The 15,864-nt window shown below is 64.5% G+C and carries 16 protein-coding genes; 14 read left to right on the top strand and 2 right to left on the bottom strand.

What is annotated here, in order from left to right; translation table 11 throughout:
- Positions 1-238: 238 nt before the first annotated feature.
- Positions 239-910, bottom strand: a complete 672-nt coding sequence (locus XnspCFBP7698_RS18750) for an OmpW family outer membrane protein (RefSeq protein WP_047693898.1) — start codon at positions 908-910, stop codon at positions 239-241.
- Between the two features lie 140 nt (positions 911-1,050).
- Here XnspCFBP7698_RS18750 and XnspCFBP7698_RS18745 point away from each other — a divergent pair, with 140 nt between their 5' ends.
- From XnspCFBP7698_RS18745 to XnspCFBP7698_RS18720, 6 genes are all read left to right on the top strand, one after another.
- Positions 1,051-1,611, top strand: a complete 561-nt coding sequence (locus XnspCFBP7698_RS18745; RefSeq protein ID WP_047693897.1) for a DNA-deoxyinosine glycosylase — start codon at positions 1,051-1,053, stop codon at positions 1,609-1,611.
- A 153-nt stretch (positions 1,612-1,764) separates the two neighbouring features.
- Positions 1,765-2,523 (top strand): DUF2884 family protein, encoded by a 759-nt coding sequence (locus tag XnspCFBP7698_RS18740; RefSeq protein ID WP_104579467.1) that lies wholly within the window; start codon positions 1,765-1,767, stop codon positions 2,521-2,523.
- A gap of 127 nt (positions 2,524-2,650) precedes the next feature.
- Positions 2,651-4,426, top strand: coding sequence for a dihydrolipoyllysine-residue acetyltransferase (locus XnspCFBP7698_RS18735; RefSeq protein WP_104579466.1), 1,776 nt, complete (start codon positions 2,651-2,653; stop codon positions 4,424-4,426).
- Complete coding sequence (locus XnspCFBP7698_RS18730) at positions 4,423-5,070, top strand: hypothetical protein (RefSeq protein WP_104579465.1); 648 nt, start codon at positions 4,423-4,425, stop codon at positions 5,068-5,070. The genes XnspCFBP7698_RS18735 and XnspCFBP7698_RS18730 overlap by 4 nt, the downstream gene beginning before the upstream one ends.
- Before the next feature lie 16 nt (positions 5,071-5,086).
- A complete protein-coding gene (gene lpdA, locus XnspCFBP7698_RS18725) occupies positions 5,087-6,919 on the top strand; it encodes a dihydrolipoyl dehydrogenase (RefSeq protein WP_104579464.1) in 1,833 nt (610 codons plus the stop codon).
- Positions 6,920-6,981: 62 nt separating this feature from the next.
- Positions 6,982-7,269, top strand: coding sequence for a hypothetical protein (locus XnspCFBP7698_RS18720; RefSeq protein WP_104579463.1), 288 nt, complete (start codon positions 6,982-6,984; stop codon positions 7,267-7,269).
- Positions 7,270-7,408: 139 nt separating this feature from the next.
- Here XnspCFBP7698_RS18720 and XnspCFBP7698_RS18715 read toward each other — a convergent pair whose 3' ends face one another.
- Complete coding sequence (locus XnspCFBP7698_RS18715; RefSeq protein WP_039409218.1) at positions 7,409-8,221, bottom strand: hypothetical protein; 813 nt, start codon at positions 8,219-8,221, stop codon at positions 7,409-7,411.
- 630 nt (positions 8,222-8,851) lie between these two features.
- Between XnspCFBP7698_RS18715 and XnspCFBP7698_RS18710 the strand changes: the two genes are divergently transcribed.
- The 8 genes from XnspCFBP7698_RS18710 (at position 8,852) to atpD (ending at position 15,712) form a co-directional block, all read left to right on the top strand.
- Positions 8,852-9,217, top strand: a complete 366-nt coding sequence (locus tag XnspCFBP7698_RS18710; protein ID WP_074059361.1) for a hypothetical protein — start codon at positions 8,852-8,854, stop codon at positions 9,215-9,217.
- A gap of 25 nt (positions 9,218-9,242) precedes the next feature.
- The gene (gene atpB / locus XnspCFBP7698_RS18705; RefSeq protein WP_104579462.1) at positions 9,243-10,043 is read left to right on the top strand and encodes a F0F1 ATP synthase subunit A; all 801 of its coding nucleotides are present in this window, start codon (positions 9,243-9,245) and stop codon (positions 10,041-10,043) included.
- Positions 10,044-10,116: 73 nt separating this feature from the next.
- Positions 10,117-10,419, top strand: a complete 303-nt coding sequence (gene atpE, locus XnspCFBP7698_RS18700; protein WP_002814105.1) for a F0F1 ATP synthase subunit C — start codon at positions 10,117-10,119, stop codon at positions 10,417-10,419.
- Between the two features lie 114 nt (positions 10,420-10,533).
- Positions 10,534-11,004: a F0F1 ATP synthase subunit B gene (locus XnspCFBP7698_RS18695; protein WP_039409208.1), complete on the top strand. Its 471-nt coding sequence runs from the start codon at positions 10,534-10,536 to the stop codon at positions 11,002-11,004.
- A gap of 3 nt (positions 11,005-11,007) precedes the next feature.
- Positions 11,008-11,535: a F0F1 ATP synthase subunit delta gene (locus XnspCFBP7698_RS18690; RefSeq protein ID WP_039409206.1), complete on the top strand. Its 528-nt coding sequence runs from the start codon at positions 11,008-11,010 to the stop codon at positions 11,533-11,535.
- Positions 11,536-11,582: 47 nt separating this feature from the next.
- Complete coding sequence (gene atpA / locus XnspCFBP7698_RS18685) at positions 11,583-13,130, top strand: F0F1 ATP synthase subunit alpha (RefSeq protein ID WP_104579461.1); 1,548 nt, start codon at positions 11,583-11,585, stop codon at positions 13,128-13,130.
- A gap of 186 nt (positions 13,131-13,316) precedes the next feature.
- Positions 13,317-14,180, top strand: a complete 864-nt coding sequence (gene atpG, locus XnspCFBP7698_RS18680) for a F0F1 ATP synthase subunit gamma (protein WP_047693887.1) — start codon at positions 13,317-13,319, stop codon at positions 14,178-14,180.
- A 125-nt stretch (positions 14,181-14,305) separates the two neighbouring features.
- Positions 14,306-15,712: a F0F1 ATP synthase subunit beta gene (gene atpD / locus XnspCFBP7698_RS18675; RefSeq protein ID WP_047693886.1), complete on the top strand. Its 1,407-nt coding sequence runs from the start codon at positions 14,306-14,308 to the stop codon at positions 15,710-15,712.
- Positions 15,713-15,864: the final 152 nt, after the last annotated feature.

The following is a 15,864-nucleotide window of genomic DNA, read 5'->3' as shown; positions in this document are numbered from 1 at the left end:
GCTCCACTGCCTGCGCGACGATCAACGCTGCTGCGGCGTTGCCGTGGCCATCGCCCGTGCGCTGATGGGCGAGCTGCGCACCGGTCACCCGCCGCCTGGGCACCCCGATGTCGCCACCGGCCAAGCCAACGCGCGGGGCAGGTACCGCGACCGCGCAACGCGCAAGCGACGCGCACAAAAAACGGGCCTTGCGGCCCGTCTTTCGTCAACTGACACATTGCGTACGGCAGGTGCGTGCTTAGAAGCGCGCGCCGATGCCGAAGCCGACGGTCCACGGATCCAGTTCCAGCTCGCTGCCGGTGCCCTGGCCGCCAACGCGCAGTTCCGGACGCGAACGCATGTAGCGGGCGTCGGCGCGTGCGAACCAGGTGGAGTTGATGTTCATGTCCACACCGACGGTGCCGATCACGCCCTTGGCGGTATCCACGCCGACGTGCTGGCCGCTCGGCGAGGCCGCGTCGATCTTCTCGTTGCTGAAGTTCGACTCGTAGTAGCCCACGCCCACGAACGGACGGAACACGTTGTCGGCTTCGCCGAAGTGGTACTGGCCGCTGATGGCGATCGGCTGCTGCTCGACGGTACCGACCTTGCCCACGCCATCGGCGTTGACGCGGTGGTTGAACTTGTCGGCAGCGCCCCACAGTTCAACGGCCCAGTTGTCGTTGATGTAGTAGCTGGCGCTCAGCGTCGGTGCCGGGCCGCCATCGACGTCCAGGCCCGGAGCCGGATCGTTCTTCGGGTTCAGCAATGCCACGCCACCGACCACGGCCCAATGCTTGCCGGAGGCAGTTTCAGCAGTGGAGGAAGTCGAGGAGGTGTCACTGGAATAGGTGGTGTCCTGCGCGAACGCGGACGGTGCAATCGCAAGTGCAGATACAGCAGCCAGGCTCAGGATGGAAATGGAACGCATGAGGATCTCCTCGTCTTGTTGTTAGGCCCGTGGAGTGGGCCGCGCCAAAACTATTCCTAAAAATCTGAATCCACGCCCACCTGCGGCTCGCTAAAATTTCGTTTGTTCAGGAACATTCCCAAGAAGGCCGTGGTTGCACGATGCAGGCAGAAAAAGACATTCACGCAGATGCGAATGCCGTGACGAAAAACGGCACATGTGAGGGCTTGCCAGCGCACGTTCGTAACGATTGTCGCGTGCTGGTGCTCGGCTCGATGCCCGGCATCGCCTCGCTGGATGCTGGTTGCTACTACGCGCATCCGCGTAATCGGTTCTGGCCTGTCATGCATGCCCTGTTGGGCATCGATGCGGCCTTTCCCTATGCCTTGCGCATGCAGGCACTGCTTCACGGCGGCCTCGGTCTGTGGGACGTGATCGGCCAGTGCGTGCGTCCCGGCAGCCTGGACACCGCCATCGTTGCCGACAGCGTCGTGATCAACCCGCTGCCCACGTTGCTGTCCACGTTGCCGCAACTGCGCCTGGTGGCCTGCAATGGCGCCGCTGCCGCCAAGGCCTGGCAGCGGCATGTGCACCCCCTGCTCCCGGAGCAGGCGCGCGCGGTGCCGATGCTGGCCTTGCCTTCCACCAGCCCGGCCAATGCTGCCTGGTCGTTGCCGCGCCTGTGTCAGGCATGGCAACCCGTGCGTGATGCGTTGAAGTAAGCCACACGCCAGCGTATCGCCGCTGGTCTGCAACCGGTGCAACACACAGAGCGCGCAGGTACGGCGGCGGTCGCCATCAGTCACGCCAGCCTCTGGCACAGGTGCAGCGGAGGCAGGGGCGGCACAGTGCAGGCAGCACACGGGAGCGACGCAATGGCGATCAGGCATGCAATGACGGGACTGGCCGCGCTGGCCCTGGCGTCGTTCGGTGCAGTGCCAGTGGCTGCTGCGGCGGAGCTGCACTGCAATGTCAGCAGCGATTACGAGCTCACGCTCACTGCGCGCAGCGTCGTGCTGATCCGTGCCGCCGGTGCGCCGCAGCGCCTGGTGATGCGCCAGGGCGCATTGTTCGTGGACGACCGCTGGGTTGCGCTGAGCGCTGACGACCGCACTCGGCTGATCCAGTTCGAGCGCCAGACGCGCGAGGTGGTGCCACTGGTGCAGGACGTCGGGCGCGACGCCGCCGATATCGCGCTCGCGGCGCTGGGTGAGGTGGCGGCCGGCTTCAGTCGCAGTCCGGAGGAAACCCGCAGGCAGCTGGCGGGCGTGCGCGAGAAGCTGGACCTGCGTTTGACGCAAAGCTTCAGCAAGCGCCAGCTCACGCCCATCGATATCGACCAGGAGATCGGTGCGCTGGTTGCCGAGCTGCTGCCGCAGCTGATCGGCGATGTGATCGCCGCGGCGGTGCAGTCGGCACTGACCGGAAACGATGCGCAGCTGCGCTCGCTCGATGGCCTGCAAGCGCGCATCGAGCGCATGGTCGAGCCGCGGGCGCGTGCATTGCGGCCTCGCGCGCAGCAGCTGTGCACACGGGTCCACGCCCTCGATGCGCTGGACAATGCGCTGGCGTATCGTTTGCCCTCGGGCGAGCCACTACAACTGTTGCGGGTGGATCGGCGCATGTCGAAATAAGCGTGCAGGTGCGCGTGCGGACGCTGCATCCTGCCGGGCGCGCGATTTTTTCCGCGGCAATGGTTGGCGCTGCGGCCCGCAGCCGGCCACAATAGGGGTTTCCCCATCTGTTGCCGGAGTTCCCCGTATGGCCGAAATCAAGGAAGCACTTGTCCCCGATATCGGTGACTACAGCGACGTCCCGGTAATCGAGGTGCTGGTGTCCGTCGGCGATACGGTCAGCAAGGACCAGAGCCTGGTCACGCTGGAATCGGACAAGGCCACGATGGAAGTGCCCTCGTCGGTGGCCGGCGTGGTCAAGGAGATCAAGGTCAAGGTCGGCGATTCGTTGTCGCAGGGCGCCCTGGTGGCGCTGATCGAAGTGGCCGATGCCGGCGCAGGCACCGCCGCCAAGCCGGCCCCCGCCGCCGCGCCCGCCAAGGCCGCGCCCGCTGCGGCGCCGGCACCTGCCGCCAAGGCCGAGCCGGCTGCACCGGCGGCCGGTTCGGAAGGCGGCCTGATCGAGGCCACCGTGCCCGACATCGGCGACTACACCGACATCCCGGTGATCGAAGTGCTGGTCGCCGTGGGCGACACCGTTGCCAAGGACCAGAGCCTGGTCACGCTGGAGTCGGACAAGGCCACGATGGAAGTGCCGTCCTCGGCTGCGGGCGTGGTGAAGGAGCTCAAGGTCAAGGTCGGCGACACCCTGTCGCAGGGCAATGTGGTGGCGATCATCGCCGCCAGCGATGGCGGCGCCGGTGCGGCCCAGTCCCCGGCCAAGCCCACCACCGACACCGCCGAGACGGCGGGCAAGGTCGAGCCGGTCGCCGTCTCTGCCGAGCCGGACAAGCTGGCCCAGCGCGAAATCGCGCAGGTGCAGGGTGCCCGTTCCAGCGGCCCGTCGCAGCCGGCCGGTGCCGCGCAGGGCGGCCAGTCGGCCGGCAACCCGAGCAGCCCGCCGGTGACCTTCGATGCCGACAGCGTGCTGCCCTCCAAGGTGCCGTATGCCAGCCCGGTGGTGCGCGTGTTTGCACGTGAACTCGGCGTGGACCTGAGCCAGATCAAGGGCAGTGAAAAGGGCGGCCGCATCACCCGTGAGGACGTGCAGCGCTTCGTCAAGGCCGCACTCAGCGGCGGCGCACCTGCCGCAGCCGGCGCTGCCCCGGCCGGTGGTGGCAACGGCCTGAACCTGCTGGCCTGGCCGAAGGTGGACTTCAGTAAGTTCGGTGACACCGAAACCCAGCCGCTGTCGCGCATCAAGAAGATTTCCGGTGCCAACCTGGCGCGCAACTGGGCCATGATTCCGCACGTCACCCAGTTCGAATCGGCCGACATCACCGACCTGGAAGCCCTGCGCGTTGCCCTCAACAAGGAAAACGAGAAGGCGGGCATCAAGCTCACCATGCTCGCCTTCCTGGTCAAGGCCAGTGCCGCAGCGCTGAAGAAATTCCCCGAGTTCAACGCCTCGCTGGATGCGGCCGGCGAAAACCTCACGCTGAAGAAGTACATCAACATTGGCTTCGCGGCCGATACGCCGAATGGCCTGGTGGTGCCGGTGATCCGCGACGTCGACAAGAAGGGCGTGCTGCAGATCGCCCAGGAAAGCGGCGAGCTGGCCAAGAAGGCGCGCGACGGCAAGCTGGGCCCGGCCGACATGAGCGGCGGCTGCTTCTCGATCAGCTCGCTCGGCGGCATCGGCGGCACCGCGTTCACGCCCATCATCAATGCGCCGGAAGTGGCGATCCTGGGCGTGTCCAAGTCGGCGATGCAGCCGGTCTGGAACGGCAAGGACTTCTCGCCCAAGCTGATGCTGCCGTTGTCGCTGAGCTACGACCACCGCGTCATCGACGGCGCGCTGGCGGCCCGCTTCACCACCTACCTCAGCCAGGTGCTGGCCGACATGCGTCGCGTCCTGCTGTGAAGCCTGCGCTGCTGACGATCGCCCTGCTTGGCGCGGTGCCGTGGACCTGTGCCGTGGCGCGCGAGTGCGACAGCACGCTCGGGCGCGGCTGGCCGCCGGCAGTAGGCAACTACGGCACTGCGGTGACCACGCTGCTCGATGGCGCCAGCAAGCCGGCCTTGTCGTTGCTGACCCTGCCCACACGTGGGGTGGAGAGCGGCGTGTCGCTGGTGCCGGGCAAGGACGGCACCGACTGGACCCTGCGGCACAGCCGCGCCGACGAGCGCGTCTACAGCTGGGTCAGTCAGGCCGATCGCGGCAGCGTGCAGTTCCGTACCGAACAGACCCCGGAAACGGTCGAGATCCCGATTCCGGCGGCCCTGGCCAGGCGCCTGGTCAGCAACTGGACCGCTGCACTCACCCAGCTGGCGCCGACCGGCCGTACTGCACCGGTGACCGAGGGCGAGGTGGTGTCGTTCCAGGTCGAGGGCGTGCGCTACAGCGGCACGCGCCCGAGCTGCGGTGCCGGCGAGCTGCTGCTGCAACAGGCCGCGCTGCTGATCGAAGCCAGCGACGGCAAGGAAAAGAAGCGCGACAAGCGCTGGACCCAAATCGAATCGTCGCTGGATGAACTTCAGCAGACGCTTGCCGGCACGGCCGGTTGAGCCACAGGAGAAGCAAATGGCGGTCATTGAAATCAAGGTTCCCGACATCGGCGATTACAGCGATGTCCCCGTCATCGAAGTGCTGGTCGCCGTGGGCGACAGCGTGGCCAAGGACCAGGGCCTGGTGACGCTGGAATCGGACAAGGCCACGCTGGAAGTGCCGTCCTCGGCCGCCGGTGTGGTCAAGGAACTCAAGGTCAAGGTGGGCGACAACCTTTCCGAAGGTGCGGTCGTGCTGCTGCTCGAGACCGAAGGCGAGGCCGCCGCGCCGGCAGCGCCTGCCAAGGCCGACACCAAGGCTGCCCCGGCCGCTGCAGCGCCTGCCGCCGCTCCGGGCAGCAAGCCGCCGGTGACACCATCGCATCGCGCTCCGGTCGAGCCGGCAGCGCCCAAGCCGGCACTGGCCAGCGGCAAGCCCGCCGATATCGAATGCAAGATGGTGGTGCTCGGCGCCGGCCCCGGTGGTTATACCGCCGCGTTCCGCGCGGCCGATCTGGGCCTGGACACGGTGCTGATCGAGCGCTACGCCAGCCTCGGCGGCGTCTGCCTCAACGTGGGCTGCATTCCGTCCAAGGCGCTGCTGCATGCGGCAGCGGTGATCGACGAGGTCGCCCATGCCGGCGATTTCGGCGTGGACTTCGGCCAGCCCAGGATCACCCTGGACAAGCTGCGCGAGTACAAGGAAAAAGTGGTCGGCAAGCTCACCGGCGGCCTGGCCAGCATGGCCAAGCAGCGCAAGGTACGCACCGTCACCGGTGTGGCCAGCTTCGTCTCGCCCAACGAGCTGGAGATCGTCGGCGACGACGGCAAGACCCAGCTGCTGCGTTTCGAGCACTGCATCATCGCGGCAGGCTCGCAGGCGGTGAAGCTGCCCAACTTCCCGTGGGACGACAAGCGCGTGATGGACTCCACCGACGCGCTGGAGCTGCACGACATTCCCAAGACCCTACTGGTGGTCGGCGGCGGCATCATCGGCCTGGAAATGGCCACGGTGTACAGCGCGCTCGGCAGCAAGGTCACCGTGGTCGAGTTCATGGACCAGCTGATGCCGGGCGCCGACAAGGACCTGGTCAAGCCGCTGGCCGACCGCCTGAAGAAGCAGGGCGTGGAAGTCCATCTCAAGACCAAGGCCACCGACGTCAAGGCTGACACCAGCGGCATCACCGTGTCGTTCGAAGCGGCGGTGGAAGGCGAAAAGCCGGGTCTGCAGGCCACCGCCTACGATCGCGTGCTGGTCGCCGTGGGCCGTACGCCCAACGGCAAGAAGATCGGCGCGGAGAAGGCCGGCGTCACCATCACCGAGCGCGGCTTCATCCCGGTCGACCGGCAGATGCGCACCAACGTGCCGCACATCTTCGCCATCGGCGACATCGTCGGTAACCCGATGCTGGCGCACAAGGCCACCCACGAAGGCAAGCTGGCCGCCGAAGTGGCTGCCGGCGAGAAGAAGGAATGGGTGGCGCGGGTGATTCCGTCGGTGGCCTACACCAACCCGGAAATCGCCTGGGTCGGCGTCACCGAAACCGAAGCCAAGGCTAAGGGCCTGAAGGTCGGCGTGGCCAAGTTCCCGTGGGCCGCCAGCGGCCGTGCGATCGGCATCGGCCGCACCGAAGGCTTCACCAAGCTGATCTTCGACGAAGAGACCCATCGCGTGATCGGTGGTGCCATCGTCGGCGTGCACGCCGGTGACCTGCTGGCCGAAATCGGCCTGGCCATCGAGATGGGCGCCGAAGCCGAAGACATCGGCCACACCATCCACGCGCATCCGACCCTGAGCGAATCGGTCGGCATGGCGGCCGAGGTCTACGACGGCACCATCACCGACCTGTACATCCCCAAGAAGAAGTAAGCGCCGTTCCGCACGGCCGTGCCGCCACGTGTGGTGCGGTCGTTGCGGTGGTGAGTCGACGCATGGAGGTCGTCATGGGGCAGGGCAATCTGTGTCCTGAACTGCAGGCGCTGCTGCAGCGCGAACTGGCCAGTGGTAACCGTATCGCCGAGCCGCCGCAGCGAACCGACTGGCCACATCCGGGCTCGGTGTTCGTCTCGCTGAAGCGCGACTTGCGCAGCGACGTGGCGTCGCTGCCGGCAACGGTGCAGCATGCGATCTGCACCGATCCCCACTACGGTTGGCACGACGAGTGCTACTGCACCACGCACCGGCATCTGTTGGTCGCGGGTGCGACCAAGCCGCCCTGAGCGTGTGTCCGCTGCTGCCATGGGTTGCAGCCGCGTCGGTTACTTGCCATGCATCCGTAAAACGACAGAACCCCGCATCGCTGCGGGGTTCTGTATGAGGCTGCTTTTGCGGGTCCCGGGTACCGGGGGCCCGAAAGAATCAGAACGCGAACGTCACGCCTGCAACCGGGCCCTTGAACTCCTGCTTCAGGCCGATCAGGCCGTCGCTGCCGCGCTGGTCGACGTCGAGCTTGAACCAGTCGTAGCCGGCGAAGATGCCGAAGTTCTTGGTGAAGCGGTATTCGGCCATCGCGTTGGCGCGGCTCAGGTCACCGTCGTAGTCGCCGAAGTCGCCCCAGCTGGTGTTGAGGTACTGGCCCTGCACGTTGAACAGCCAATGCTCGCTTGGGCGTGCGGTGAAGCGGATACCCACCACCGGCGCGGCGCCGTCTTCGCTTTCGTCCAGCACGTCGCCGGAGAACACGCTGCCCAGATCGGCATACGCATTGGCTTCGACCTTGGCGTACTCGGCACCGATCTGCAGGCCGAGGCTGAATTCAGGGGTGTCGATCACCGAGTAGTCGTACACCAGGGTCGCAACCTGGTACTTCAGCTCGCCCTTGATGAAGCTGCCGGTCGGCACGGTCACGCCACCGGCGCTCAGATCCTGGGTCAGGGTCTCGCGGCGGTCCTTGTCGTACTTGAAGTAATCGAAGATCAGGCGCTGACGGGTGCTGATGCGGAACACGCCATCCACGCGCGGCTCCCATTCCTTGCCGCCGAGCTTGAAGTCTTCGTTGACCGACACGTTATTGCCAGCCACCAGCGTGTTGCCACGGATGGTGTTGTCGTTGTCGACGTTCATCGCACCGAGGCGAAGCTGGAAGCGGTCGTCGGTATCTTCGGCGTGTGCGGGCGCGACATAGCCGACGGCCAGAACGCACGGGATCGCCAGTGCGAGAAGGTGTTTCATGGGGAGCTCCGAATTCTTGGAATGGTCAGGCCGTTGAGCCAGTGCGGCGCATGTTCGATAAGGCGGCGTCGTCCAAAAGTGAAGAACCCGTCGCATGACCGTGAAGGTGCGCATAGCAATCGGACAAAACGGTCCGCAATGCCAACAAGCACAGGCGCCGCCGCTATTCGGACCTGAAAACGCTGCCGGTCGCGATGGGCCCAAAGTGTGCGGCAGTGCATACCCTGCGGTACGTTCGACTGCGCAGAGTGCGCAAAGTGACTCCTGATGTCGCCGGGCCATCGCTCGTTCGCGCGCTGGCGAAGCGAGTGGTCGTGCACCGCAGCGGATTGGACCGCGGATGGGAAAGTGTCAGGGTGCGACAAAATGCGTAAAAAGCAGGAGCCCCGGTTTCCCGGGGCCCCCAGACGCGGCCTGCGGCGCGACCTTTCGACGAGGATGTGCAGGCCTCGCCGGTTATGACCGTCGGTTTGTGGCAAAGTTCCCACCCGTTGCCGCTGCCGTCACATGGTGCGTCGCAACAACGAATGACCTTTGCCGGTTGTCTCGCAATTTGTCCCATTGCTATACTTTCGCGGCTCGACGAGGCGCAACTGCGCTTCCCACTCATTCACACGTAAGGTAACCGTAGTGCTGAACTCCGTTGACGCGGGTCGGCGGTTGATGCTGCGCGCTGCGGTATATCCGCTTGCCGCCGTAGCTATAACCAGTCTGGGGTTGCTGTTGGTCGGTCCCCGTTACTCTGCCGGTCTGGCATTGACCGGGTTTGCGACGGTGCTGGGTGGTTGGGTGGCGGCACGTACCGCGCTCGGTGGCGGCATCCAGGCGGCCGGTATCGCCATGGTGCGGCTGGTGCTGGCGATGGTGCTGAAGTGGGTATTGGTATTTGCGGCGTTGTCGCTGGGCTTTGCCCTGTGGCGGCTGCCTCCTCTGGCTCTGTTGGCGGGTATCGCCATCGGGTTGATTTTTCAGGTTCTGGCCTTGGCCAGACGTTGATTCGAACTTAAAGGGCTCCAGACACATGGCGGGCGAGGCAGCAACCCCTACCTCCTATATCCAGCATCACTTGCAGAACCTGATCTATCCGGTTCGCGAGGGTGGCGGCACGTTTTGGACCATCCACGTCGACACCCTGATCATGGCCGTGTTGATGGGCCTGGTGATGGTGCTGGCATTCTGGACGGCGACCCGCAATGCCACTGCCGGCGTGCCGGGCAAGTGGCAGGCATTCGTGGAAATCTGCCTGGAGTTCGTCGACCGCCAGGCCAAGGACACCTATCACGGCAGCAGCAAGCTGGTGACGCCGATCGCGATCACCATCTTCTTCTGGATCCTGTTGATGAACCTCATCAAGATGATTCCGGCCGATTTCATCGCCATTCCGCTGGGCTGGGCCGGTATCCATGCCTGGAAGCCGGTACCCACCGCCGACGTCAATGCCACCTTGGGCATGTCGATCAGCGTGTTCTTCCTGATGATCGTGTTCTCGCTGCGCTCCAAGGGCGTGGGCGGCATGACCAAGGAATTCCTCACGGCGCCGTTCGGCAAATGGATGATGCCGTTCAACCTGCTCTTGAACATCGTCGAGTGGCTGAGCAAGCCGATTTCGTTGGCGATGCGACTGTTCGGCAACATGTTCGGCGGCGAGATCGTCTTCCTGCTGATCTGGGTGCTGGGCGGTGCGGGCATCGCCGGCATGGTTGCTGGCGGCGCGTTCGGCCTTGGCTGGATGCTGTTCCACCTGCTGGTGATTCCGCTGCAGGCGTTCATTTTCATGATGCTGTCGATCGTGTATCTGAGCCTGGCTGAAGACAGTCACTGAGTTTGCGTCACCCCTTCATCTGCTTCATTCCGCTTCATCCATCACCCTTAGAAACTTTCGTTCGGAGATCACCATGTACCTCGCCGTCCTGACCAACCTCGCTCAAGTCCAGAGCTCCACCGTCCTCGCCGTCGGCATCATGATCGGCCTGGCCGCGCTGGGTGCCGGCCTCGGTCTGGCCATCATGGCTGGCAAGTTCCTGGAATCGGCTGCGCGCCAGCCGGAACTGATCCCGGTGCTGCAGGTGCGTATGTTCATCACCGCCGGCCTGATCGACGCCGCGTTCATCATCAGCGTCGCTGTCGGCCTGCTGTTCGCCTTCGCCAACCCGCTGGCCCAGGTGTTCATCGAGCGTCTGTCGCAGGCCGCCGGCTGATCCAGCGGTAGCAGGATGTGGAGGCAGCCGCGCGCGGTTGCCTCCGCGGATGAAGGTCGGAAAGCGTCGCCCGTGCGGCGGCGCTTTCACCCCTAAACAGCGATTGAGCGACCCATGGATATCACCCTTACCATCTTTGCCCAGGCGTTGGCCTTCGCCGGTCTGATCTGGATCGTCGCGACCAAAATCTGGCCGCCGCTGTTGCAGGCGATCGAAGAGCGTCAGCAAAAGATCGCTGAAGGTCTGGCTGCGGCCGATCGCAGTCAGAAGGATCTGGCGCAGGCGCAGGAAAAGGTCAACGAAGCATTGAAGGACGCACGCACCAAGGCCAACGAGATCATCGATCAGGCCCATGCGCGCGCCAACCAGATCATCGAAGCGGCCAAGCTGGAGGCAATCGCCGAAGCCAACCGTCAGAAGGATCTTGCCCAGACCGAAATCGACGCATCCGCCACCCGTGCCCGCGAAGAACTGCGCAGGCAGGTCTCGGTGCTGGCCGTCAGCGGTGCAGAAAAGCTGCTCAAGCGCGAAATCGACGCCAACGCCCACAAGGCGCTGCTCGACGAGCTGGCGGCGGAGATTTAAGCGATGAGTCAGGCCCTCACACTTGCCCGTCCCTACGGCCGTGCTGCGTTTGCGATCGCGCGTGAGGGCGGCACATTCGCGCCCTGGTCCGATGCGCTGGCGTTTTCGGCGCAGGTGGCTGGCGATCCGCGCGTGGCTGCGCTGCTGCTCAACCCGGCCCTGGGCCAGGAACAGGCGGTAACGTTGCTGGCGCCACCGCAGGCAGGCGAAGACTATCTGCGCTTCCTCGGCCTGCTGGCCGATGCGCAGCGGCTGTCGCTGCTGCCGGAAGTAGCGGGGCTGTACGAACAGCTGCGTGCCGAAGCCGAACACGTCGTCAAGGCGACCGTGACCTCGGCCACCGAGATGAGCCCGGCCGAACTGGACACGATTGCCGTCGCGCTGAAGAAGCGTTTCGGCCGCGAGGTGGACATCACCACCGCGGTGGATGCGTCGCTGATCGGCGGCGCGGTGATCGACACCGGCGACGTGGTCATCGACGGCTCGCTGAAGGGCAAGCTTGCGCGTCTGCAAAGCTCGCTCGCCCACTGAATTCACATAAACGCATGGCCCTCGCGGCCGGCACCTAGGACTGAACGATGGCAACCACGCTCAACCCCTCCGAAATCAGCGACCTGATCAAGACCCGCATCGAGACGGTCAAGCTGTCTGCGGAGTCGCGCAACGAAGGCTCCGTGACCAGCGTGTCCGACGGCATCGTGCGCATCTTCGGCCTGGCCGATGTGATGCAGGGCGAAATGATCGAACTGCCGAACAACACCTTCGCCCTGGCGTTGAACCTGGAGCGCGATTCGGTCGGCGCCGTGGTGCTGGGCGATTACGAAAACCTGCGCGAAGGCGACGTGGCCAAGACCACCGGCCGCATCCTGGAAGTGCCGGTGGGTCCGGAACTGCTGGGTCGCGTGGTCAACGCACTGGGCGAGCCGATCGACGGCAAGGGCCCGCTGGGCGCCACCCAGACCGCACCGGTGGAGCGCGTGGCGCCCGGCGTGATCTGGCGCAAGTCGGTCGACCAGCCGGTGCAGACCGGTTACAAGTCGGTCGATGCGATGATCCCGATCGGCCGTGGCCAGCGCGAGCTGGTCATCGGCGACCGTCAGACCGGCAAGACCGCGCTGGCGATCGATGCGGTGATCAACCAGAAGGGCACCGGCATCAAGTGCGTGTACGTGGCGATCGGCCAGAAGGCCTCGACCGTCGCCAACATCGTGCGCAAGCTCGAAGAGAACGGCGCGCTGGCGCACACCGTGGTGGTGGCTGCGACCGCGTCCGAATCGGCCGCGATGCAGTACATCAGCCCGTACGCCGGCTGCACCATGGGCGAGTACTTCATGGACCGCGGCGAAGACGCATTGATCGTGTACGACGATCTGTCCAAGCAGGCCGTGGCCTACCGCCAGATCTCGCTGCTGCTCAAGCGCCCGCCGGGTCGCGAAGCCTATCCGGGCGACGTGTTCTATCTGCACTCCCGCCTGCTCGAGCGCGCTGCACGCGTGTCCGAGGAATACGTGGAGAAGTTCACCAACGGTGCTGTGACCGGCAAGACCGGCTCGCTGACCGCGCTGCCGATCATTGAAACGCAGGCTGGCGACGTCTCCGCGTTCGTGCCGACCAACGTGATCTCGATCACCGACGGCCAGATCTTCCTGGAAACCGACCTGTTCAACGCCGGTATCCGCCCGGCCGTCAACGCCGGTATCTCGGTGTCGCGCGTCGGTGGTGCGGCCCAGACCAAGATCATCAAGAAGCTGTCCGGCGGCATCCGCATCTCGCTGGCGCAGTACCGCGAGCTGGCTGCGTTCGCGCAGTTCGCCTCGGACCTGGACGAAGCCACCCGCAAGCAGCTCGAGCGCGGCCAGCGCGTCACCGAGCTGATGAAGCAGAAGCAGTACGCGCCGATGTCCATCGCCAACCAGGCGCTGTCGATCTATGCCGTCAACGAGGGTTATCTCGATGACGTGCCGGTCAACAAGCTGCTGGCGTTCGAAGAAGGCCTGCACGCGCATTTCGCCAACACCCAGGGCGAGTTGATCAGCAAGATCAACAGCACCGGCGGTTGGGACAACGACATCGAAGCGGCGTTCAAGAAGGGCATCGCAGAGTTCAAGACCACGGGCACCTGGTAAGTCAGTAGCCGGGATTTGGGATTGGGCATTCGGGATTTGTAAGAACGGTGGATCGAGGTCTGTTGATCCTCGACCATCGTTTCGAATCTCCAAATTAGGTATTCGGAAGTCGTGGTGCGGGACGTGGGAGGCTTCGGCCATTCCCGAATCCCGAATCCCGATTCCCACGAGCGAAGCGAGCGAGCAATGGCAGGCGGACGCGAAATCAAAACCAAGATCAAGAGCGTGCAGAACACCCGCAAGGTGACGCGCGCGCTCGAAATGGTCTCGGCCTCCAAGATCCGCAAGGCGCAGGACCGCATGAAGACCTCGCGTCCGTATGCGCAGGCGATGAAGCAGGTGATCGGGCATCTGGCGCAGGCCAGCACCGATTTCCAGCATCCGTTCCTGGTCGAGCGCGAGCAGGTCAAGCGGGTCGGCTACATCGTGATCTCTTCCGACCGCGGCCTGGCCGGCGGTCTGAACAACAACCTGTTCCGCAAGATGCTGGGCGAAGTGCGCCCGTGGCAGGACAAGGGCGCCGAGGTCGACGTGGTGACCATCGGCCAGAAGGCCTCGGCGTTCTTCCGTCGCATCAAGGTCAACATGGTCGGCAGCGTGACCCACCTGGGCGACAGCCCGCAGGTGGAACAGCTGATCGGCGTGATCAAGGTGATGATCGATGCCTTCATCGAGGGCCGTGTGGACCGCGTGTACCTGGTCTACAACCGTTTCGTGAACACCATGACGCAGAAGGCCAGCTTCGATCAGCTGCTGCCGCTGCCGGCCGCCGAGCACAAGGTGGCGCAGCACGATTGGGACTACCTGTACGAACCCGATGCCGCCACCGTGCTGGAGCACGTGATGACGCGTTACATCGAGTCGCTGGTGTACCAGGCGGTGCTGGAAAACGTGGCCTCCGAACATGCCGCGCGCATGGTGGCAATGAAGGCCGCCAGCGACAACGCCAACAAGATGATCGGCACCTTGCAACTGGTCTACAACAAGGCGCGCCAGGCGGCGATCACCCAGGAAATTTCGGAAATCGTCAGCGGCGCGGCCGCTGTGTAGCCGGGAATGGAGAATCGGGAAACGGGAATAGGCAAGGCCGCCGGTGCTCTTGATCTTCCCATTCCCCATTCTCGATTCCCCATTCCCGACACCAGAATCGAACAGACATTAGTGGAGTTATCCAAATGAGTCAGGGCAAGATCGTTCAGATCATCGGCGCGGTCGTCGACGTCGAATTCCCGCGTAATGAAGTGCCGAAGGTGTATCACGCGCTCAAGGTCGACGGCACCGAAATCACCCTGGAAGTGCAGCAGCAGCTGGGCGACGGCGTCGTGCGCACGATTGCGCTGGGCTCCACCGACGGCCTGAAGCGCAACCTGGTCGCCACCAACACCGAACGCGCTATTTCGGTGCCGGTCGGTGCCGGTACGCTGGGCCGCATCATGGACGTGCTGGGTCGCCCCATCGACGAAGCCGGTGACGTGCAGGCTTCGGATCACTGGGAAATCCATCGCGGCGCACCGTCGTATGAAGACCAGTCGTCCAGCACCGAATTGCTGGAAACCGGCATCAAGGTCATCGACCTGATGTGCCCGTTCGCCAAGGGCGGCAAGGTCGGCCTGTTCGGCGGCGCCGGCGTCGGCAAGACCGTCAACATGATGGAACTGATCAACAACATCGCCAAGGCGCACAGCGGTCTGTCCGTGTTCGCCGGCGTGGGCGAGCGTACCCGCGAGGGCAACGACTTCTACCACGAGATGAAGGACTCCAACGTCCTGGACAAGGTCGCGATGGTGTACGGCCAGATGAACGAGCCGCCGGGCAACCGTCTGCGCGTTGCGCTGACCGGCCTGACCATGGCCGAGTACTTCCGCGACGAGAAGGACGAGAACGGCAAGGGCAAGGACGTGCTGCTGTTCGTGGACAACATCTACCGCTACACGCTGGCCGGTACCGAAGTGTCCGCGCTGCTCGGCCGCATGCCGTCCGCCGTGGGCTACCAGCCGACCCTGGCCGAAGAAATGGGCGTGCTGCAGGAGCGCATCACCTCGACCAAGAGCGGTTCGATCACCTCGATCCAGGCCGTGTACGTGCCCGCAGACGACCTGACCGACCCGTCGCCGGCGACCACCTTCGCCCACTTGGACTCGACGGTCACGCTGAGCCGTAACATCGCTTCGCTGGGTATCTACCCGGCGGTGGATCCGCTGGATTCCACCAGCCGCCAGATGGACCCGCTGGTGATCGGTCACGAGCATTACGACACCGCCCAGCGCGTCCAGCAGACCTTGCAGAAGTACAAGGAGCTGAAGGACATCATCGCGATCCTGGGCATGGACGAGCTGAGCGAAGAAGACAAGCAGTCGGTGTCGCGCGCACGCAAGATCGAGCGCTTCTTCAGCCAGCCCTTCCACGTGGCCGAAGTGTTCACCGGCTCGCCGGGCAAGTACGTCTCGTTGAAGGACACCATCCGCGGCTTCAAGGCGATCTGCGACGGCGAATACGACCACCTGCCGGAGCAGGCGTTCTACATGGTCGGCAGCATCGAAGAAGCGGTCGAGAAAGCCAACAAGATGAGCGCCAAGGCCTGATGCGATCCCAGCCGCTACGCGGCTGGAATCGGGAATCGGGAATCGGGAATCGTAAAAGGCGGGTCATCGGTGGATTGGAATTGAGAGGAATGGAAAAAGCGCGCAGCCAGCCGCTCTTCCAATTCCCGATTCCCAATTCCCGGTTCCCCGCC

It is taken from the genome of Xanthomonas sp. CFBP 7698, from assembly GCF_003600855.1.
In the GTDB taxonomy this organism is placed as follows: Bacteria; Pseudomonadota; Gammaproteobacteria; order Xanthomonadales; family Xanthomonadaceae; genus Xanthomonas; species Xanthomonas cannabis.
Note: the sequence above shows the minus strand (reverse complement) of the source record. Positions and strands in the feature narration are given on the sequence as shown.